Source organism: Paenibacillus cisolokensis (genome assembly GCF_018403665.1).
GTDB classification, from domain to species: Bacteria; Bacillota; Bacilli; order Paenibacillales; family Paenibacillaceae; genus Paenibacillus_AH; species Paenibacillus_AH cisolokensis.
Genome location: NZ_BOVJ01000141.1, coordinates 1 through 19,659 on the forward strand (window position 1 = coordinate 1; position 19,659 = coordinate 19,659).

16 protein-coding genes, 6 tRNA genes and 4 pseudogenes are annotated in these 19,659 nt (G+C 58.1%); all 26 read left to right on the forward strand.

Annotation, left to right across the window (positions count from 1 at the left end; genetic code table 11):
• Positions 1–126 precede the first annotated feature (126 nt).
• The 26 genes and pseudogenes from PACILC2_RS18770 to trxB all read left to right on the forward strand — a co-directional run bounded on the left by PACILC2_RS18770 (position 127) and on the right by trxB (position 19,561).
• Positions 127–203 (forward strand) — tRNA-Met (locus tag PACILC2_RS18770).
• A 7-nt stretch (positions 204–210) separates the two neighbouring features.
• A tRNA-Val gene (locus tag PACILC2_RS18775) sits at positions 211–286 on the forward strand.
• Positions 287–293: 7 nt separating this feature from the next.
• Positions 294–370 (forward strand) — tRNA-Asp (locus PACILC2_RS18780).
• Between the two features lie 14 nt (positions 371–384).
• Positions 385–460: transfer RNA gene (locus PACILC2_RS18785), tRNA-Phe, on the forward strand.
• A 38-nt stretch (positions 461–498) separates the two neighbouring features.
• Positions 499–584 (forward strand) — tRNA-Tyr (locus PACILC2_RS18790).
• Positions 585–594: 10 nt separating this feature from the next.
• Positions 595–670: transfer RNA gene (locus tag PACILC2_RS18795), tRNA-Lys, on the forward strand.
• Between the two features lie 254 nt (positions 671–924).
• A pseudogene (locus PACILC2_RS28865) lies at positions 925–1,421 on the forward strand (MraY family glycosyltransferase); the annotation flags it as partial.
• 33 nt (positions 1,422–1,454) lie between these two features.
• The gene (locus tag PACILC2_RS28870; protein ID WP_307860645.1) at positions 1,455–1,733 is read left to right on the forward strand and encodes an MraY family glycosyltransferase; all 279 of its coding nucleotides are present in this window, start codon (positions 1,455–1,457) and stop codon (positions 1,731–1,733) included.
• A 79-nt stretch (positions 1,734–1,812) separates the two neighbouring features.
• Complete coding sequence (locus PACILC2_RS18805; RefSeq protein WP_062489447.1) at positions 1,813–2,952, forward strand: PucR family transcriptional regulator; 1,140 nt, start codon at positions 1,813–1,815, stop codon at positions 2,950–2,952.
• Positions 2,953–3,049: 97 nt separating this feature from the next.
• Positions 3,050–4,171, forward strand: coding sequence for an ABC transporter ATP-binding protein (locus PACILC2_RS18810; RefSeq protein ID WP_062489446.1), 1,122 nt, complete (start codon positions 3,050–3,052; stop codon positions 4,169–4,171).
• Positions 4,172–4,432: 261 nt separating this feature from the next.
• Entirely contained in the window at positions 4,433–5,371 is a 939-nt protein-coding gene (hprK, locus tag PACILC2_RS18815) for an HPr(Ser) kinase/phosphatase (protein ID WP_062489444.1), read from the forward strand.
• A gap of 15 nt (positions 5,372–5,386) precedes the next feature.
• Complete coding sequence (gene lgt, locus PACILC2_RS18820; RefSeq protein WP_213530101.1) at positions 5,387–6,436, forward strand: prolipoprotein diacylglyceryl transferase; 1,050 nt, start codon at positions 5,387–5,389, stop codon at positions 6,434–6,436.
• Positions 6,420–7,079 (forward strand): pyrophosphatase PpaX, encoded by a 660-nt coding sequence (gene ppaX, locus PACILC2_RS18825; protein WP_062489440.1) that lies wholly within the window; start codon positions 6,420–6,422, stop codon positions 7,077–7,079. Before lgt ends, ppaX begins: the two co-directional genes overlap by 17 nt.
• On the forward strand, positions 7,076–7,561 hold the full coding sequence (locus PACILC2_RS18830; RefSeq protein ID WP_201024063.1) for an acyltransferase: 486 nt from the start codon (positions 7,076–7,078) through the stop codon (positions 7,559–7,561). Before ppaX ends, PACILC2_RS18830 begins: the two co-directional genes overlap by 4 nt.
• A gap of 252 nt (positions 7,562–7,813) precedes the next feature.
• Entirely contained in the window at positions 7,814–9,046 is a 1,233-nt protein-coding gene (locus PACILC2_RS18835) for an ATP phosphoribosyltransferase regulatory subunit (protein WP_213530103.1), read from the forward strand.
• Positions 9,043–9,681, forward strand: a complete 639-nt coding sequence (hisG, locus tag PACILC2_RS18840; protein ID WP_062489434.1) for an ATP phosphoribosyltransferase — start codon at positions 9,043–9,045, stop codon at positions 9,679–9,681. The genes PACILC2_RS18835 and hisG overlap by 4 nt, the downstream gene beginning before the upstream one ends.
• 78 nt (positions 9,682–9,759) lie before the next feature.
• A complete protein-coding gene (gene hisD / locus PACILC2_RS18845) occupies positions 9,760–11,070 on the forward strand; it encodes a histidinol dehydrogenase (RefSeq protein WP_213530105.1) in 1,311 nt (436 codons plus the stop codon).
• A 120-nt stretch (positions 11,071–11,190) separates the two neighbouring features.
• Entirely contained in the window at positions 11,191–11,790 is a 600-nt protein-coding gene (gene hisB, locus PACILC2_RS18850) for an imidazoleglycerol-phosphate dehydratase HisB (RefSeq protein WP_213530108.1), read from the forward strand.
• Entirely contained in the window at positions 11,791–12,420 is a 630-nt protein-coding gene (gene hisH / locus PACILC2_RS18855) for an imidazole glycerol phosphate synthase subunit HisH (RefSeq protein ID WP_062489430.1), read from the forward strand.
• Positions 12,421–12,442: 22 nt separating this feature from the next.
• Positions 12,443–13,174 (forward strand): 1-(5-phosphoribosyl)-5-[(5-phosphoribosylamino)methylideneamino]imidazole-4-carboxamide isomerase, encoded by a 732-nt coding sequence (gene hisA, locus PACILC2_RS18860; protein WP_062489427.1) that lies wholly within the window; start codon positions 12,443–12,445, stop codon positions 13,172–13,174.
• 30 nt (positions 13,175–13,204) lie between these two features.
• On the forward strand, positions 13,205–13,963 hold the full coding sequence (hisF, locus tag PACILC2_RS18865) for an imidazole glycerol phosphate synthase subunit HisF (RefSeq protein ID WP_062489425.1): 759 nt from the start codon (positions 13,205–13,207) through the stop codon (positions 13,961–13,963).
• Complete coding sequence (gene hisIE, locus PACILC2_RS18870; protein WP_244863633.1) at positions 13,960–14,721, forward strand: bifunctional phosphoribosyl-AMP cyclohydrolase/phosphoribosyl-ATP diphosphatase HisIE; 762 nt, start codon at positions 13,960–13,962, stop codon at positions 14,719–14,721. Before hisF ends, hisIE begins: the two co-directional genes overlap by 4 nt.
• Positions 14,722–14,763: 42 nt before the next feature.
• Positions 14,764–15,570, forward strand: a complete 807-nt coding sequence (gene hisJ / locus PACILC2_RS18875; protein ID WP_213530110.1) for a histidinol-phosphatase HisJ — start codon at positions 14,764–14,766, stop codon at positions 15,568–15,570.
• Positions 15,571–15,660: 90 nt separating this feature from the next.
• Positions 15,661–16,610, forward strand: a pseudogene (locus PACILC2_RS18880) (ribose-phosphate diphosphokinase).
• Between the two features lie 147 nt (positions 16,611–16,757).
• Positions 16,758–18,471: pseudogene (locus PACILC2_RS18885) on the forward strand (tetratricopeptide repeat protein).
• A gap of 143 nt (positions 18,472–18,614) precedes the next feature.
• Positions 18,615–19,561, forward strand: a pseudogene (gene trxB, locus PACILC2_RS18890) (thioredoxin-disulfide reductase).
• The last annotated feature ends 98 nt before the right edge of the window (positions 19,562–19,659 follow it).

Consider the following 19,659-nt stretch of genomic DNA (forward strand, 5'->3'; position numbering starts at 1 on the left):
CCTAAGAAGCATGACAAGCAGAGGGTTGGACGCAGACATTCGCATCCGGTTTTCAGGGCGCAAACATGTATGCCCGATCTTGCAGCGGTCCCGTACGCGGCAAGCAGACATTATAACGGGAAATGTGGCGGCGTAGCTCAGCTGGCTAGAGCGTACGGTTCATACCCGTGAGGTCGGGGGTTCGATCCCCTCCGCCGCTACCATACATACGGACGCTTAGCTCAGCTGGGAGAGCATCTGCCTTACAAGCAGAGGGTCGGCGGTTCGATCCCGTCAGCGTCCACCATCTGTCTGGAGCTGTGGTGTAGAGGCCTAACATGCCTGCCTGTCACGCAGGAGAACGCGGGTTCGAATCCCGTCAGCTCCGCCATCCCTATAATGCGTGGCTCGGTAGCTCAGTTGGTAGAGCAGAGGACTGAAAATCCTCGTGTCGGCGGTTCGATTCCGTCCCGAGCCACCATTTGTTTTCAGAGTTCCGCTCTGAAACGATTTGCACGTGGAGGGCTAGCGAAGTGGTCAAACGCAGCAGACTGTAAATCTGTTCTCTTACGAGTTCGGTGGTTCGAATCCATCGCCCTCCACCACTTCAACTACGAGCCATTAGCTCAGCTGGTAGAGCACCTGACTTTTAATCAGGGTGTCGAAGGTTCGAGTCCTTCATGGCTCACCATTTTCTCTTCATCATCATGAAAACCTGCAGGTTGCAGCCTGCGGGTTTTTTTCTTTTTTGGGCACAATGTGAAAAGACGATTGTTATTCGAACGTTAGCATACAAGGGGGGATATGATGATCGCGATAACCGCAGCATTCGTCAGCTTCATCATCGTGTTTGCCGGTGTGCCTGTCCTCCGCAGGATGGCTTTGCGCATCGGCTTTGTAGATCGTCCCTCTCCCCGCAAAATTCATCGCAAGCCGGTGCCGCTCATGGGTGGCGCAGCGATATACGCGGCTGTGACCGTCACATTCATACTTTATCAAGGCATCACCGGGCTTAGTTTAACCGTTGCTGTCGGCGGTTTGGCGCTGGTCGCCATCGGGCTGACAGATGACGCTTTCAAGGCGAAAGGGCGTGACTTTCCGGTATGGCCCCGTGTTGTCGGCTACTTGGCTGTGTCGATGCTGCCGCTGTCGTTTGGCATCCGGATTATGGCCGTTACCGACCCGGTCAGCGGCAAGTTTTATCTTTTTCCCGAGTGGTTGTCGGCGGTCTCCACGATCGTATGGGTATTTGCGCTTATTAATATGGTTAACTTTATCGACGGGGCGGACGGGCTTGCTTCCGGCGTATCCATGATATCCTCGGCGACGCTGCTTGTTGCCGCTATCATCAAAAACAGCCGGATACGGCGCTCCTCGCCGCGATTATTATCGGGGCATGCATCGGGTTTCTCGCGTACAATTTTCATCCGGCGCGCATATTTCTCGGTGATGCGGGCGCGACGTTCCTCGGTTTTGTGCTGGCCGTCGTGGCGGTGGAAGGAGCGTTCAAAAGCGCGACGCTGTTATCGATGGCGGTGCCGATACTCGCTCTTGGATTGCCGATATTCGATACCATCATCGTCATGCTGCGGCGGCTTCTGTTGGGGAAACCGCTCCATCGGGCGGACAATATGCACTTCCATCATGTGTTGATGCGGTGGGGACTGAATCAGGTGCAAGCCGTCTCTTTTCTGTATCTTATCGCCGCATTGTTTGCCCTGCTGTCCATCGTTCTGCTGCTCGTGCAAAAATGAAATTGGAGGTCGACGCTGCGTCTATGGTAAAATAGCGAAAAAAAAGCGTTGCTTAACCGCATGGGATAGGGGATGAACGATGAGCACGCCAAATTGGATGGATCAGCTTCAGCAAATTTTGAAATGCCCGGTCTACCATCGAAAATTGACGGTTTCCGAATGGCGGGAGCATGCTGCGCGCGCATCCGCCGGGTCGGGCAAAGCCTTCGGCGCGCCGCAACCCGGACAGCTTGCGGAACGGGACGGAAAACCGCTGTTTGCGTTGCGTACGGACGGACAGTACGTAGATGTGATGGAAATATCGCGAAGCAATTTGACCGAGACTGACAAGGCGCTGATCGGATGGACGATCGGCCAGCTCAAGTCGGGTCTAGCCGGATTCACGGGTCCTGCATCCGATACGGAATCCATAGCGATGCAGATCGGACAGTGGATCATCGACCAGCTTGAATCCGAACATCCCGAAAGCACGCTTCCCGACAATTTGACGATCCGGGGGCGGCTGTTTACGGAAATGATCCCGTTTCTGCTCGTCAGCGAGCATCCGGTTGCAGAGACAGCGGGAAGCGCTTATACCGAACTGGAAAAGCTGCTACGGCAGTTTTTGGCAGAGGATATATTGCTGATCCCGCTTAAAGGGCAGGAATGGCTCATATGGGGGCCGACATCCCTGCTTACCGATACCGAGTCCGAGGAACGCGCCGCAGGGGAAGAAGATTCGCTGGAAGAAAGTCTGGCTTCCATCTGTTCGGGTCTTTATGAGATGCTGGCCAGCGAGTGGATCGGCGACTGTCATCTGGCCGTTGCGTATCCGGCATCGCCTGCAACCTCGATGGTGGAGACGACCCGGCTGCTGCGGGAGACGGTCTATCTGGGCCGCAAGTTTCACGTAGGCAATACCATCCATCTCCCTTGGCTGATTCATTTGGAACGGCTGCTCGACAGCATCCCGGAATCACAGCGGATCCGATATGTGGAACAGGTGCTCAAACGCAGCGACGTTTTCGTCGAGCCGGAGATCCTTGCGACGCTGGAAACGTTTTTTGAGCTTGACTGCAATGTCAGCGAGACAGCCAAAAAGCTTTATATTCACCGGAATACGCTGCTTTACCGGCTGGACAAACTGAAGCAGGAGACAGGGCTCGACGTCCGGCAATTCCGGGATGCCGTTCTGGTGAAAATTATTTTGCTATTGTACAAAGTCACGAAAAGGGCTTAATATTTTTGTAAAGTTTGTGCATAGTCATACGCTGACCCCTTATTATAAGATAGGATTACGAGAAAGCTCTCAATTATACGTATAGGGGGAAATGCACATGGCTGGTGTACGTTTAGAACACGTTTACAAGAAATATCCGGGTTCGGATAACGCGTCGGTTAAAGACTTCCATCTCGACATCAAGGATAAAGAGTTTCTTGTCCTGGTCGGACCGTCCGGTTGCGGTAAATCGACAACGCTGCGGATGATCGCAGGCCTTGAAGAAATTTCCGAGGGCAAGCTCTACATCGGCGACCGCCTTGTCAACGACGTCGCTCCGAAAGATCGCGACATCGCGATGGTATTCCAGTCTTACGCGCTTTATCCGCACATGAACGTATATCAAAACATGGCATTCGGCCTTAAACTTCGTAAATTCAAAAAAGCGGAAATCGACAAACGCGTTCGTGAAGCCGCTAAAATTCTCGATATCGAACACCTGCTGGACCGCAAACCGAAGGCGCTTTCCGGCGGTCAGCGTCAGCGTGTCGCGCTCGGACGCGCAATCGTACGCGAACCGCAAGTGTTCCTGATGGACGAACCGCTCTCCAACCTCGACGCCAAGCTGCGCGGACAGATGCGCGCCGAGATCAGCAAGCTGGCCAAACGTCTGGAAACGACCGTTATTTACGTAACGCACGACCAGATCGAGGCGATGACGATGGGCGACCGGATCGTCGTTATGAAGGACGGAGTCATTCAGCAAGCGGCTTCTCCGGAAGAGCTGTACAATCATCCGGTCAATCTGTTCGTAGCCGGTTTCATCGGCGCTCCCGCCATGAACTTCATTACCGGCGGGCTGGTCGATCAAGGCGGAGCGCTTCACTTCAAAACGACAGGCATCGACGTTGTCGTGCCGGAAGGCAAAGCGAAGACGCTTCGCGAGAAAGGCTATGTCGGCAAAGAAGTTATTCTCGGCGTTCGTCCGGAAGATCTCCACGAAGAGCCGGTATTTATTGAAGCATCTCCGAACACCGTTGTTAACGCGCATGTCGAAGTTGCGGAAAACCTCGGTCACGAAATGTATCTGTACCTGAACGGTATCGGCAACGATACGGTTATCGCGCGCGTAGACGGCCGCGCCGGCATGCGTGACGGCACGAACGTCAAGCTGGCGATCGACATGAACAAAGCGCATGTGTTTGACAAGGAAACGGAACTGAACGTTTTCGAAGTATAATGAAGCAGAAGTTTCGTTTCGAAACGAACCGCCCGGCCATCGGGCGGTTTTTTTGCGTCGCGGGCAAAATCGCCTTTTTACACCGGCTGAAATCGAGCAGGTCGTCGTGCATCCGTACCGTTGCTGCGATGCGGCATGATGCGCCGAACACAACGTCGACGTTGCTTTCGGCGCTTTTTTCCTTTACCATGGAGTCATTGGAAAAGGAGAACTTAAGAACTAAGGACCCGGCGGTTGCAGGGAAGTAAGGGAGGCAGCACGATGCCCAGGAAAGTGAAAGTTTCCGAACTTGTTCAAGTATTTCAACTGGAAATACTATCGGGAGAGGACGGATTGAAAAGAACGGTGACGGTTGACGATCTGTACCGTCCGGGGCTGGAAATAGCCGGATATTTCCACTATTATCCTTCGGAACGGGTGCAGATATTGGGGCGGACGGAACTTGCGTTTCTGGAAACGCTGGATCGGGAAGTGCGCAAGGACCGGATGGAACGGCTGTGCGGCGCGGACACGCCTTGCATCATCGTGACGAGAGGACAGGAACCGCCGCTGGAGCTGCTCGAACAATCGGCCCTGACGAATATCCCGGTGCTGAGGAGCCAGGTGGCGACGACGATTCTGTCCAGCCGGATCACCAATTTTCTGGAGCAGAGACTGGCGCCGACGACGACCATTCACGGCGTGCTTGTCGATGTGTACGGCATCGGCATGCTGATTACCGGCAGCAGCGGCATCGGGAAGAGCGAAACGGCGCTGGAACTTGTGAAGCGGGGCCATCGCCTCGTCGCCGACGACGCCGTCGAAATCCGCCAGACGTCGGACGGCCAGCTGCACGGCAGCGCGCCGGAGTTGATCCGCTATCTGCTCGAAATTCGGGGGCTCGGCATTATTAACGTCATGACGCTGTTTGGCGCCGGAGCTGTTCGTACGCAGAAACGGATCAGCGTCGTCATCAAGCTGGAAAATTGGCAGCCGGATAAGCAGTACGACCGGCTCGGGCTGGACGAAGAGAAAACGCGCATACTCGATACCGACATCCCGCTTGTGACCGTCCCGGTGCGTCCCGGCCGGAACCTTGCCGTTATTATTGAGGTGGCGGCCATGAACTATCGTCTGAAGCGAATGGGATACAATGCCGCTTTGCAGTTTACGAACAAGCTGACCGAGACGATTGCGGACGACATGGACGATTACGAATAAAGGAGAATTCGAAGTATGAACATGCTTCTCATTAATCCCGTCGCGATTGCGATCGGTACCTTTGAGGTGCGTTGGTACGGCATCATTCTCGGCCTCGGCGCGCTGGCCGGACTGTTGCTGGCCGTTCGGGAAGGCAAGCGATACGGACTGTCATCCGATTTCTTTATGGATTTGTTGCTGATCGGCGTTCCGTCCGCCATTATCGGAGCCCGTATCTACTATGTGGCGTTCAAGTGGGACGAATATAAGCATGATCTGTTATCGGTCTTTAAAATATGGGAAGGCGGCATTGCGATATACGGGGCGTTGATCGGTGCATTTATAGCCGGCATCTTGTATATCCGCGCCAAAGGATACAGCTTCTGGCGCGTCGCCGACATTTGTGCGCCTTCGCTGATCACGGGGCAAATCATCGGGCGCTGGGGCAACTTTGTCAATCAGGAAGCTTATGGCGGACCGGTCAGCGAAGACTTCCTGCGGAATACGCTGCATCTGCCGGGGTGGATCGTCGACCAAATGAACGTTCAGGGGACGTTCCACCATCCGACGTTTTTGTACGAATCGCTGTGGAACTTGCTCGGGTTGATTCTGTTGCTCATCTTGCGCCGCCAGAAGTTTTTGCGGGCCGGAGAACTGCTGATGAGCTATTTTATCTGGTATTCGGTCGGAAGATTTTACATCGAAGGGCTGCGCACGGACTCCCTCGCGTTTCATGGACCGGAATGGCTGGCGTCTTTCGTGAACGGGTTGTGGTCGCCGATGACCGTAACATTCGAACCGGGATATCTGGACCCGGCTTACGGCAATATCCGCATTTCCCAGCTTGTCGCCATTCTGCTTGTGCTGGCGGCTGTCGCGATCATCATCGTCCGGCGCGCCACAGGCGCCGCATCGGAACGGTATCTGGATCCGATTATCAACCGGAAGACGGGACTGCCGGCTGACGCCGGGCCGGAGGAGACCAAGGCCGAGAACGGCGGAGAAGAGCACGGGGCGGAGCGGACCGAAGCTGCGCCGAACGAAAGAGAAACAACGAAAGGCCATGAAGATGAAACGAACGATTAACCATGTCCTGTTCGACCTGGACGGGACGATTCTCGATACGAACGAACTGATTATCCGCTCATTTCTGCATGCGCTTCAGGGGGTCGTGCCGGACGGCTTCGATCGGGAGCATATTATTCCGAGCATGGGACAACCTCTCGTCGACCAGATGAAGCAGTTTACCGGTCTCGACGACGTATCCCATCTTGTGGCGGCCTATCGCGAAATCAATTGGCGGCTGCATGACGAACTGGTCAAGCCGTTTCCCCATGTGCCCGAGGTTCTCGGCCGGCTGCATCGGTCGGGCATCCGGATGGGGGTCGTCACGACGAAAATGCGGCAGACGACCGAGCGCGGATTGAAATATTTCGGGCTCATCGATTATATGGACGCGATTGTCACGATAGACGACGTTTCGCATCCGAAGCCGCATCCGGAACCGGTGCTGCTGGCGATGGAGAAGCTGGGAGCGGATCCGGCCGGGACGCTGATGGCGGGCGACAGCCCGGTCGATATGCAGGCGGCGCGGGCGGCGGGCTGCGTCGCGGTCGGGGTGGCGTGGTCGCTCAAAGGGGAACAAGTGCTGAGAGACAGCGGCGCGCAGCATATTCTTCACGATATGCGCGATCTCTATGCCCTGGTCGGATTGGAGCGGGACGTGTGAGGAAGCTGGAGCGGTATCCGGTGGAGGGGCCTAACGCCCTGTGGCAGATGTACAAAACCGTCAGCCCGTTCAAAGCGGTGCGCAATTTTATATTTATCCAGTTGGCGCGCTACTGCCCGTCGCTTCCGGTCAAAAACTGGATCTATCGCCGCGTGCTCGGCATGAAGGTCGGACGGCACACCTCATTTGCGTTGATGGTTATGGTCGACGTCTTTTTCCCGGAGCGGATCGAAGTCGGCGACAACTCGATTATCGGCTACAATACGACGATTCTGGCTCACGAGTATCTGATCAAAGAGTACAGACTGGGTGACGTGAAGATCGGATCGTCCGTTCTGATCGGCGCCAATACGACGATATTGCCGGGTGTTACGATCGGCGACGGCGCCGTTGTCGCTGCCGGCTCCGTCGTTCACAAAGATGTGGCGCCGGGCGCTTTCGTCGGCGGCAATCCGCTCCGGGAGCTGCGCCGGGCGGATTAGGCGATTGAATAGAAGCGTCCCGAAGCGGTTGCGGGCCGGTGCCGGACAAGGCAAACGGTCACTGACCGCTTTTTTGGTTGGCGGATGGGCAGATTAAGATAGAAGCGGAAATGTTCGGCAAAGGCGATATGTCTGCACCGATCCGCTTGACGGGCACGGGTCCGCATGTTAGAATTACGACTAATCCTTTATTTTGGCAGTATGGTAACATGGTAGCACTTTAATATATTAAAGCAACGTGGGTGAACGGGCATGTCCAAACCGAAAATGTTCGAAAAGCCGGTTGGCTTGAAAGATTATTTGCCGGCTGCGGCGAAGAAGCTGCGCCAGATCGAGCGGCAGACGCTGGACTGTATGGGCAGGTGGGGCTATGAGCAGATCGTAACGCCGTCGATGGAATATTACGATACGGTCGGCGTCGCCAGCTCCACATCCGATCAGAAGCTGTTCAAATTGTTGAACAATCGCGGGACAACGCTTGTGCTGCGTTCCGATATGACGTCGCCGATCGCGCGGGTCGCGGCCTCGCTGTTGCGGGATGCGCCGCTTCCGCTTCGGCTTTCCTATCATGCCAACGTGTTCCGGTCCATCGAGGAAGAGGCGGGCCGCGAGGCGGAATTTTTCCAGACCGGCGTAGAGCTGATCGGCGATGCATCGGCCGACGCCGATGCCGAGGTGGTGGCGCTGGCTATCGCATCCTTAAAGGCGGCCGGTATTGAGCGGTTTAAAATCGCGGTCGGTCACGTCGGCTTCCTTAACGGACTGTTCGAAGAAACGTTGCAGGGCCAAGCGGAAGCCCAGGAAGAGCTGAAAGCGTGTCTGCTCGGCCGCGATTATGTCGGTTATCGGGAACGGCTGGCCGCTCTCGGGCTGTCCGGAGGCGTGAGCGAGGAACTGGAAGGGATTCTCCGGCTGCGCGGCGGCCAGGAAATATGCGATCAGGCGATGCAGCTCAGCCGCAACGAGACGGCGCAAGCGTCGATCCGCCATCTGTGCGAAATGTGGGATGTGCTGAAGGCGTACGGGGTATGCGATCATGTGCTGATCGACTTGACGATGATCGGCGATTTCTCCTATTATACCGGCATGACGTTCGAAGGATATGCGGCCGATCTCGGGTTTCCCGTTGTCAGCGGCGGGCGCTACGACAATTTGCTCGGCCAGTTCGGCCGTCCCGCGCCGGCGACGGGTTTCGCGTTGAAGACGACCCGGCTGCTCGAGCTCGTCGGGCTGGAGCCGGACGGCGACGACAGCGCGGTGCTGATCGGCTACGACGAGGCGGGACGCCGGGAGGCGCTGATCGAAGCGGGGCGGCTGCGCGACAGCGGCAATACCGTCGTGACGGAACGGATCGACGACGGACTGACGCACAGCAGTCTGCTGGCGGCGGCCAAGCCGGTCGTGTATAAAGGGAAAAGATATGCGGAATTCCTCTCTTACACGGGAACATTGCAGGAGCATACGAAAGGAGGCGACGCCACATGAGCGGACGGGAGCTGCTGAAGGTGGCGATGCCGAAGGGCCGGATCTACAAGCAGGCGTCGAAGCTGTTTCGCGAAGCGGGGTTGCCGATACCGGAAGATTTCGACGATACGAGAAAGCTGATTATCGAGGCGCCCGAAGCGGGCATGTCGTTCATTATGGCGAAGCCGGTCGACGTCCCCACCTATGTGGAATACGGCGCGGCCGATATCGGCATCGTAGGCAAGGACGTGCTGATGGAGGAAAACAAGGACGTGTACGAGCTGCTTGATCTCGGCATCGCGAAATGCCGGATGTCGGTTATCGGCTTGCCGGACTGGAAGCCGGTCATGCATCCGCGGGTGGCGACCAAATATCCGAATGTCGCGTCCCAGTTCTTTCGCGAACAAGGCCAGCAGGTGGAAGTGATCAAATTGAACGGTTCGATCGAGCTGGCGCCGATGATCGGGCTTGCCGACCGGATCGTCGATATGGTGGAGACGGGGCAGACGCTGCGGGAGAACGGACTCGTGGAGATGCAGACCATATTCGGCATTACGAGCCGGCTGATCGCCAATCGGGTCAGCTACCGCATGAAGAACGGCGCCATACAGAGCTTGTGCGACAGGCTGCAGGCGACAATCGCGGCCAGGGCGTAAGACCGATCGCGGCCAGGCTAAGGAACGCCGGGGCCGGATTGGCGAAGCTTAGACGGATCGGAAGGAAGGGGAATGGCCATGAAAATCATGCGTGCGGAGCAGTTCGGCATTACCCGTGAGGTGGAGTACGGCTCTCCGGAACAGAACGAGGCGGTACGCGAAATCGTCGAGGCGGTTCGCAACGAGGGGGACGCGGCGCTGCTCCGCTATACGGAGCTGCATGACAAAGTATCCCTCGACGCGGCGTCCCTGCGCGTCGGAGACGCCGAAATCGAAGCGGCATATGACCGCGTCGAGCCGGAATTCGTCGCGGCCATCCGGGAAGCGGCCGCGAATATCCGCTCGTTCCACGAGAAGCAGAAGCGCACCTCGTGGATGGACTTGCAGCCGGACGGGTCGCTGCTCGGGCAGATCGTCCGCCCGCTGAGGCGGGTGGGCGTCTATGTGCCCGGGGGCAAAGCGGCGTATCCGTCGTCCGTGCTGATGAACGTCATCCCGGCACAGGTGGCCGGCGTGCCGGAGATCGTCATGGTGACGCCGCCCGCTACCGGCGGCACGGAAGGGATCGACCCGTACATTCTGGTCGCCGCCGCGGAGGCGGGCGTGCGGGAGATGTACCGGGTCGGGGGAGCGCAGGCGGTGGCCGCGCTGGCGTACGGCACCGCGACGATCGCGCCGGTGGATAAAATTTGCGGCCCCGGCAATATCTATGTCGCGCTGGCGAAGCGCGCCGTTTTCGGCGTCGTCGACATCGACAGCATCGCCGGACCGAGCGAGATCGTCGTGCTGGCGGACGAGACGGCCGACCCGGTCTATGTGGCGGCCGATCTGCTGTCGCAGGCGGAGCACGACGAGATGGCCTCGGCGGTGCTGGTGACGCCGTCGGAGACGCTGGCGCGCGCCGTAGCGGATGAGGTCGAGCGGCAGCTGCAGGCGCTGCCGCGCGAGCCGATTGCGCGCCGTTCGATCGACAGCTACGGCGCGGCGCTGCTCGTCGACTCGCTGGCGGAAGGCATCGACGTCGTGAACCGGATGGCGCCGGAGCATCTCGAGGTGCTGACGGCCGATCCGTTGTCGCTGCTCGCCAGGATCGAGAATGCGGGCGCTATCTTCCTCGGGCCGCACAGCTCGGAGCCGGTCGGCGACTATTTCGCCGGTCCGAACCATATTTTGCCGACGAACGGAACGGCCCGCTTCTCGTCGCCGGTGACGGTGGATGATTTCCTGAAGAAGTCTAGCCTGATTTACTACAGCAAGGAGGCGCTGCTTGCGAACGGCGAGAAGATTATGACGCTGGCGCGCCGCGAAGGACTGGAAGGCCACGCCCGGGCGATCGCAGTCCGGCTGGAGCGGGAAGGCGCGGGCGGAAGCGGCGGAGCCGGCCGGTAGGACCGCAGGCGGCTGAAGCCGGCTCCTCGTTTCGTTTTCTCGCTTTCGGAAGCATCGCGGCCGAAATACGCGGCCGCCGGCACAAGCACGCAACTTTACACGGAGAAGGAAGGATCGAATATGGCGGACAACGTCAAACGCGCGGCCGAAGTGGCCCGCACCACGAACGAAACGGATATCAAGCTGTCCTTTGCCATCGACGGAACGGGAACGGCGTCGATCGAAACCGACGTGCCGTTTCTGAATCATATGCTCGATCTGTTCGCGAAGCACGGCCAGTTCGACCTGACGGTCGAGGCGCGCGGCGATGTCGATATCGATGACCACCATACGGTGGAGGATATCGGCATTTGCCTGGGACAGACGATCCGCGAGGCGCTCGGCGACAAGCGGGGCATCAAGCGGTATGCCAGCGTGTTCGTGCCGATGGACGAGGCGCTGGCGCAGGTCGTCATCGATTTGAGCAACCGGCCGCATTTCGAATATCGGGCGGAATATCCGTCCGCGCAGGTTGGCAGCTTCCAGACGGAGCTGGTGCACGAATTTTTGTGGAAACTGGCTTTGGAAGCGCGCATGACACTGCATGTCATCGTACACTACGGCCGCAACACGCATCATATGATCGAAGCGGTGTTCAAGGCGCTTGGCCGGGCGCTCGACGAAGCGACCGGCATCGATCCGCGGGTGCAGGGCGTTCCTTCGACGAAGGGGGTATTGTAGGTGATCGCGATCCTCGATTATGGCATGGGCAATCTGCACAGCGTCGGCAAGGCGGTGGAGCGGCTCGGTTACGAGACGGCCGTTTCTTCCGATCCGAAGGAAATTATGTCGGCCGACGGGGCGATCTTGCCGGGCGTGGGCGCGTTCTCCGATGCGATGGACAATCTTCGCGAGACCGGTTTGGACGAAGTCGTGACGCGTTTCGCCCAATCCGGCAAGCCGCTGCTGGGCATCTGCCTCGGCATGCAGCTGCTGTTCACCGAGAGCGAGGAGCATGGACCGAGCCGGGGACTCGGGCTGCTGCCCGGGTCCGTCGTCCGGTTCAGAGGCAATTACAAGGTGCCGCACATGGGGTGGAACCGGCTTGCGTTCCGCAAGCCGAGCCCCTTGTTCGAAGGGCTGGACGAAGGTTATGTCTATTTTGTCCACTCCTACCACGTCAAGCCGGAGGAACCCGGCGACTTGCTCGCCGTGACGGATTACTATCAGCCCGTAACGGCCATTGTCGGGCGCGGCAACGTATACGGCATGCAGTTTCACCCGGAGAAGAGCGGGGCGCTCGGCATGGGCTTGCTCGGCAATTTTCTGGCGTTGACGGGGAGCCGCCAAGTCGCCGAAGGGCTAGTCTAGTACGAAAGGTTGGATTCGGATCATGGCAGCTTTTACGATTTATCCCGCTATCGATATACGGGGAGGCAAGTGCGTCCGGCTTGTACAGGGGGATTACAACCGGGAGACGGTATATAACGACGATCCGGTGGACGTGGCGAAATTATGGGAAGAGCAGGGAGCGTCCTGGATTCACCTGGTCGATCTGGACGGGGCGAAGGCTGGCGCGCCGGTCAACGATACCCTGATCGGGGATATTGCGCGCGCGGTCAATGTGCCGGTGCAGGTCGGCGGCGGCTTGCGCAATCTGACGCATGTCGAGCGGCTGATCGATCTCGGTGTGGCGCGGGTCATTCTCGGGACGGCGGCGATCGAGGATCGCGACTTTGTGCGGCGGGCGCTTGATCGGTACGGCGACAAGGTGGCGATCGGGCTGGACGCGCGCAACGGCTTCGTCGCGACGCGCGGCTGGCTGGAGACGTCGGAGGTGAAAGCCGAGGAACTGGCGGTGGAACTGGCCGCGCAAGGGGCCTCGACATTTATCTTCACGGATATTTCCCGCGACGGCATGATGGAGGGGCCGAACGTGGAGGCGATCGTCTCGCTCGCGCGCGTATCCGGCAAGTCCGTCATCGCTTCGGGGGGCGTCAGCCGTCTGGACGATTTGCGGCGGCTTGCCGACCATCGTGCGGACGGGGTAGCCGGCGCGATTGTCGGCAAGGCGCTGTATACGGAAAGCATCAATCTGACGGAAGCGATCCGGGCGATCGGTTAATCCGCGTCTTACGGGAAGGAGAGAGCAGCGATGTTGGCCAAACGCATTATCCCGTGCCTCGATGTGAAGGACGGGCGCGTCGTGAAAGGCGTCAATTTCGTCAATCTGCGCGATGCGGGCGATCCGGTCGAGCTTGCGGCAATCTATGATCGGGAAGGGGCGGATGAGCTTGTCTTTCTCGATATTTCCGCCTCGCACGAAGGACGGGCGACAATGGTCGAGGTCGTCAAGCAGACGGCCGGCGAAATTACGATTCCGTTTACGGTCGGCGGCGGCATCGCCCATGTCGACGATATGAAGCGGCTGCTGCGCGCCGGAGCGGATAAAATCGGCATCAATACGGCGGCGGTCCGCAATCCGTCGCTCATATCCGAAGGCGCCCGCAAGTTCGGCTCCCAATGCATCGTCGTGGCGATCGACGCGAAGTTCAATCCCGAATGGGGCGAATGGGAAGTATACACGCATGGCGGGCGGACGCGGTCCGGCATCCGGGCGCTGGAGTGGGCCCGCGAAGCGGAACGTCTCGGCGCCGGGGAAATACTGCTGACGAGCATGGATGCCGACGGCACGAAGGACGGCTTCGACATTAAGCTGACGCGCGCCGTCGCGGATGCGACGAGCATACCGGTCATCGCATCGGGCGGCGCGGGATCGGCGCGGCATTTTGTCGATGTGTTCGAGGAGGGCCGCGCGGACGCGGGGCTGGCGGCTTCGATTTTTCATTATAAGGAATTGACGATCGGCGACGTAAAAGAAGCGCTCAGGCGGGAAGGAGTAGAGGTGCGATGAACGAACGGCTATTGCCGGACGGGCGGATGGAAGCGGCGGACGCCCGCCGTCAGCAGCCGGGCGCCGGCCGGGACGGACAGCCGGATGCCGCGGAACTGGCGGAGAAGATCGCCTGGAACGAGGCCGGACTCGTCCCGGTTATCGTGCAGGACGCCGTCAGCAAAGACGTGCTGATGATGGCGTACATGAACCGGGAATCGCTCGCGAAATCGCTGGAAACCGGCGAGACGTGGTTTTGGAGCCGCTCCCGCAAGGAGCTGTGGCACAAAGGCGCGACGAGCGGGCATACGCAGCGGATCAGGTCGATGCATTACGATTGCGACGGCGATACGCTGCTCGTGCGCGTCGAACAGCGGGGCCCGGCTTGCCATACGGGCAAGTACAGCTGCTTCTTTAACGAAGTGCCGCTGTCCGAAGTCGGAGAGCAGGCCGCTGAGGCGGATGGGGACCGTTTCGCGGCGCTCGGAAAGCTGGAGACGATCATTGCGAGCCGTCACCAGGAGCGGCCGGAGGGAGCGTATACGACTTATCTGTTCGACAAAGGGCTCGACAAAATATTGAAGAAATTCGGCGAGGAAGCGACAGAGGTCGTCATCGCCGCGAAAAATGGCGACAATGACGAGCTGCGCAGCGAAGTGAGCGATCTTATCTTTCACCTGATGGTGCTGCTGCGCGAACGCGGGCTGCCGCTGGACGATGTGCTGGGCGAGCTCAAGGCGCGCTACGGCAAGCCGACGACAAACAAAATGAACCGATAAAATCAGCTCCGGAAACCGGAGCGGAAAGGCCGGCTTTCGCATATGAAAATCGATTACCATACTCACCATGCCCGCTGCGGACATGCGACGGGGTCGCTGGAGGACTATGTGAAACGGGGGATCGAGATCGGATTGGCGCAAATCGGCCTCTCCGATCATATTCCGCTCGTGCACGTCGACCCCGCCGACTATTATCCAGAGATGGCGATGCCGCTTGAGGAATTGCCTCGCTACGTCGAGGAATGCTTCGAGCTGAAGGCGAAATATGCGGGACGCATCGACGTGCGCGTCGGGATCGAAGCGGACTATATCGAAGGCTGGGAAGAAGAGATCGCCCGTCTGCTGGAGCCTTACCGGTGGGATTATGTCATCGGCTCCGTCCATTTTCTGGATCGATGGGACGTCACCGACTTTCGCCAGACGCACGAATGGGATGGCAAGGACCGGATGGCGGTTTACGAACGTTATTACGATGCCGTCGCCAAAGCGGCGGCTACGGGTCTGTACGACTATATCGGCCATATCGACGTGATCAAACGGTTCGGCTTCCAGCCGGAAGGGGATGTGCAGCATCTGGAACGGGCCGCGCTGGAGGCGGTGCGCCGGCACGGGCTTGCGATCGAGCTGAACGCTTCCGGACTCCGAATGCCGGCCGCCGAGATGTTCCCGAGCCGCCGGATGCTCGAATACGCGCTTGAGCTCGGCATTCCGGTTACGCTCGGTTCGGACGCCCACCAGCCGGAAAGACTGGGGCAATATTTGAGCGAAGCGCGTGAACTGCTGAAAGAGGTCGGATTTACGCAATTGGCCACGTTTAAAGACCGTACACGCATCATGATCGATTTTTGAATTATCGTAAATTCGATGTATAATGAAAAATGTCGAACAAGCTCGTTGCAGCAATTCAATCAATAGGTTTATCACGCTCAGGAGGGTATCATGTTTAGCGACAAGTTGCGAATTTTTCAGGATCGTCCAACCCGGAACTGGCGGAGAGGATCGGCCGGGAATTAGGCATCAGCCTAGGCAAAATCAAGCTTTCCCGCTTCAAAAGTGGCGAAATTTACGTCCATTACGAAGAAACGATCCGGAATTGCGACGTATTTCTCGTCCAGTCGTTCTCGCATCCGATCAACGAGCACTTCGTCGAGCTGCTCGTCATGATCGATGCGGCCAAACGCGCATCCGCCCGTACCATTAACATCATCATGCCTTATTATGGCTATGCGCGGCAGGAGCGGAAGGCCGCTCCGCGCGAACCGATTTCGGCCAAAATGCTGGCGGATGTGCTCACGACGGTCGGAGCGACCCGGGTCATCACGATCGATCTTCATGCGCCGGCCATTCAGGGCTTCTTCAACATTCCGGTGGATCACCTGACCGCACTTGATCTTATCAGCGATTACCTGAAAGAGAAAAACATTAAAAATCCGGTCGTCGTATCGCCGGATGCCGGTCGGGCTTCTACGGCCGAGAAGCTCGCCAACTATCTCGATTCGCCTTTCGCTATCATGATCAAGAAACGTCCTTCGCATAACGAGTCGGTTATTACGCACGTCATCGGCGACGTAGCCGGGCAGACGCCGATCATTATCGAGGATCTGATCGATACCGGCTCGACCATCATCAACGTCGTCGAAGGGTTGAAGGAACGCGGCGCGGAAGATGCGTACGTCTGCGCGACGCACCCGCTGTTTTCCGCGAATGCGCTGCAGCGGCTGGATCATCCGAATATCCGGGAAGTGGTTGTAACCGACTCGATTACGCTGCCCCCGAATCGGCCTGAGCGGTTTCAAGTATTGTCGGTCGCCCCTATGCTTGCCGAGGCGACCAAAATTATTTGTCAAGGCGGCTCGATCAGCACGCTCTTCAAGAACGCCGGGGTGTAGCGGATTCGTCCGCCGGTACAGCTGCGATAACGGTCCGAAAGGCGGATGCGGCTGGCCGGCGGACGTTGCCTTATTTTCCGGGTGTGTATGGAAGGGCCGCGCTGTGGTATAATCGGAGCATCGAACGTACCGGGAGGTGCCTTGCGAATGAAAGGAAAGAAACGAGCGGTTGCCGATCAGCCGACCAACGTCATACCGATTCATTGGGACGCCACGTTCTTTTTCGAACGGGCCGTTCGTTCGCTGGATCGTTATCATTATGACAAGGCACTGAAGTATTTCCGCCGCGCCGTGGAATACGAACCGGACAATCCGGTCAACCATTGCAATATGGCCGGCATTTTGTCGGAGATGGGCAATTTCGAGGAGTCGAACCGGATTCTCCGCTATATTGTCGACGACCTTGACCCGTCCATGACGGAATGCCATTTTACATGGCGAACAATTACGCCAATATGGAGCGGTACGAAGAGGCGGAGGACGCCCTGGTCCGCTATCTGGAGAAGGACGAAGAAGGGCAGTTTCTGGAAGAGGCCGAGGAAATGATGGAGCTGCTCCATTATGAGCTGGAGAGGCCGACCAAGCTGAAAAAATCAAATCGCGGGAAGGCTTGTATGAGCACGATCAGGCGCGAATGCTTCTTGAAGAAGGGAAATTCGCGCAGGCGATGAAGCAGCTCGAAGCGATCGTGGAGCAGTATCCCGATTTTCTGGCCGCCCGTAACAATTTGGCGCTTGCTTACTATTATCTGGGAATGTTCGAGCAAGCGATGGATACGGTTCGCCAGGTACTGGAGACCGATCCCGGCAATTTGCACGGGCTATGCAATCTGGCCATCTTCCTTCAGCATGAAGGCGACGAGGAGCGGCTCGCGCCGATCGTCGCGCTGCTGAGCAAGACGGTCCCGTTTCACCAGGAGCATGTATTCAAGCTGGCCACTACGATGGGCATACTTGGCTATCACGAGACGGCGTACCGCCACTTTCTTCGTCTGCTTAAGGACCCGGCGCTGCACAGCGATCCGTGCCTGTGTCATTACGCGGCGGTAGCGGCCTGCAACATCGGTCGCTACGCGGACAGCGAACGGCTTTGGCGCCAGGCCGCCAAGCTGGACCCTGAATCGGACATTCCCCGGTATTATCTCGAGCAGTTGGAGCGCATGCGCGAGGAAGGACATAAGGATGGACATTCCGTTCCCGTCAGTTACCATTACCACCTGCCTTTCGAAGAGCAGTTCCGAATGTGGGAGAATACGCCGGAAGGCTTCCCCGAGCATGTGAAGCGGGACCCGCTCGTCCGTTCCTCCTTCTTCTGGGCGCTGCGCCATGGCGATCGTCAGACGAAGCTGCAGGTCATCCAGGCGCTGGGAATGATCGCTGACGGCGAGGTGAAAGAAGCGCTGCAGACGTTTCTGCTGGAGCCGGATGAAGAGGATTACCTGAAGCGGATCGCGCTGTTCGTTCTGCGAACGATCGGCGTGCACGGGCCGCTGGAAGCGGTGCTGGGCGGGGAGCGCACGGTGATCGAGCCGAACCGGATGCCGTCCAGGCTGCCGGTCTGGGACGACAGGTGGCAGGCCGTGCTGGAAGCGGCTCTGTCGCGGATGGGCAAACGCTACGATCTGGTGCAGCAGCATGACCTGCTGACGCTTTGGGTGGATTTTCTCTCCCGCGTCTACCCTGACGTGCCGAAGCTCGGCAAAGCGGAAGGGTGGGCGGCGGCATTGGAATATTTGACGGCGAAGATGCATCGCCGCGAAATTTCGTATCATGAAGTATCGCAACGCTACGGAATGTCCATCGCGACCGTGAGCAAATATGTGAAGCGAATTGATGAAATATGCGGCATTAAGGAAAAATGAAAACAATCCATTCCGTATTTGCGGAACGGGACAGCGAATAGCGGCCGGAAACGGTACAACGAATAGCAGCGCGAACGATGACATTGCCGCAGAAGACGCCGCCAAACAGCGTTTTGCAATCAAATAGACTAGGAGGGATACCTATGTACAAATCGATCATTATCGGGACCGGTCCGTCCGGTTTGACCGCGGCCATCTATCTGGCGCGCGCGAATATGAAGCCGCTTGTCATCGAAGGTCCGGAACCGGGCGGTCAATTGACGACGACGACGGAAGTGGAGAACTTCCCCGGGTTTCCGGAAGGCATCATGGGGCCGGAACTGATGGCCAATATGCGCAAGCAGGCGGAACGATTCGGCGCCGAGTTCAAGACCGGCTGGGTGAACAGCGTCGATCTGTCCGAGCGTCCGTTCAAGCTCCAGGTGGAAGGTCATGGCGAGCTTGTCGCCGAATCGCTTATTATTTCCACCGGCGCATCGGCCAAATATTTGGGCATTCCGGGCGAGAAAGATAATGTCGGACGCGGGGTCAGCACTTGCGCCACATGCGACGGCTTCTTCTTCCGGGGCAAAAAATTATCGTCGTCGGTGGCGGCGACTCCGCGATGGAGGAAGCGAACTTCCTTACCCGCTTCGCGACGAACGTCGAGGTGGTGCACCGCCGCGATGAACTGCGCGCCTCCAAAATTATGCAGGACCGCGCGCGGCAGAACGAGAAAATCAGCTGGAAGCTGAACCGGACGCCTCTCGAAGTGATCGCCGGAGACGCGGGCGTTACCGGTTTGAAAGTTCGGAACAACTCGACCGGCGAGGAAGAAATTATTGAAGCGAACGGTATATTCGTGGCCATCGGACATACGCCGAACACGAAGTTCCTGAACGGCCAGGTGGAAACGGACGAGCTCGGATACATCATCGTGAAGCCGGGCACGACCGAGACGAATGTGCCGGGCGTATTCGCTTGCGGCGACGTGCAGGACAAGAAATACCGCCAGGCGATTACAGCAGCGGGCAGCGGCTGCATGGCTGCGATGGATTGCGAGAAGTTCCTGGAAGGACATATGGTGAACGATTGGAGCAAGACGCTCTAATTCGCTTCCTTTGTCCGTTGAAATGCTCGATAGAAGTTGTAACCAGACGCGAGGCGGCCAGCCTTGCGTTTTTATTTGCCTGTCTAACCGTCCGCGCC

Excerpts from the sequence above, each read along its gene's own strand:
- ppaX (WP_062489440.1), top strand. The coding sequence starts at position 6,420 with ATGAAACGAACGATTAACCATGTCCTGTTCGACCTGGACGGGACGATT.
- hisA (WP_062489427.1), top strand. The coding sequence starts at position 12,443 with ATGGCAGCTTTTACGATTTATCCCGCTATCGATATACGGGGAGGCAAG.
- PACILC2_RS18805 (WP_062489447.1), top strand. The coding sequence starts at position 1,813 with ATGAGCACGCCAAATTGGATGGATCAGCTTCAGCAAATTTTGAAATGC.
- lgt (WP_213530101.1), top strand. The coding sequence starts at position 5,387 with ATGAACATGCTTCTCATTAATCCCGTCGCGATTGCGATCGGTACCTTT.
- hisF (WP_062489425.1), top strand. The coding sequence starts at position 13,205 with ATGTTGGCCAAACGCATTATCCCGTGCCTCGATGTGAAGGACGGGCGC.
- hisG (WP_062489434.1), top strand. The coding sequence starts at position 9,043 with ATGAGCGGACGGGAGCTGCTGAAGGTGGCGATGCCGAAGGGCCGGATC.
- hprK (WP_062489444.1), top strand. The coding sequence starts at position 4,433 with ATGCCCAGGAAAGTGAAAGTTTCCGAACTTGTTCAAGTATTTCAACTG.
- hisB (WP_213530108.1), top strand. The coding sequence starts at position 11,191 with ATGGCGGACAACGTCAAACGCGCGGCCGAAGTGGCCCGCACCACGAAC.
- hisIE (WP_244863633.1), top strand. The coding sequence starts at position 13,960 with ATGAACGAACGGCTATTGCCGGACGGGCGGATGGAAGCGGCGGACGCC.
- hisD (WP_213530105.1), top strand. The coding sequence starts at position 9,760 with ATGAAAATCATGCGTGCGGAGCAGTTCGGCATTACCCGTGAGGTGGAG.
- PACILC2_RS18810 (WP_062489446.1), top strand. The coding sequence starts at position 3,050 with ATGGCTGGTGTACGTTTAGAACACGTTTACAAGAAATATCCGGGTTCG.
- hisJ (WP_213530110.1), top strand. The coding sequence starts at position 14,764 with ATGAAAATCGATTACCATACTCACCATGCCCGCTGCGGACATGCGACG.
- PACILC2_RS18835 (WP_213530103.1), top strand. The coding sequence starts at position 7,814 with ATGTCCAAACCGAAAATGTTCGAAAAGCCGGTTGGCTTGAAAGATTAT.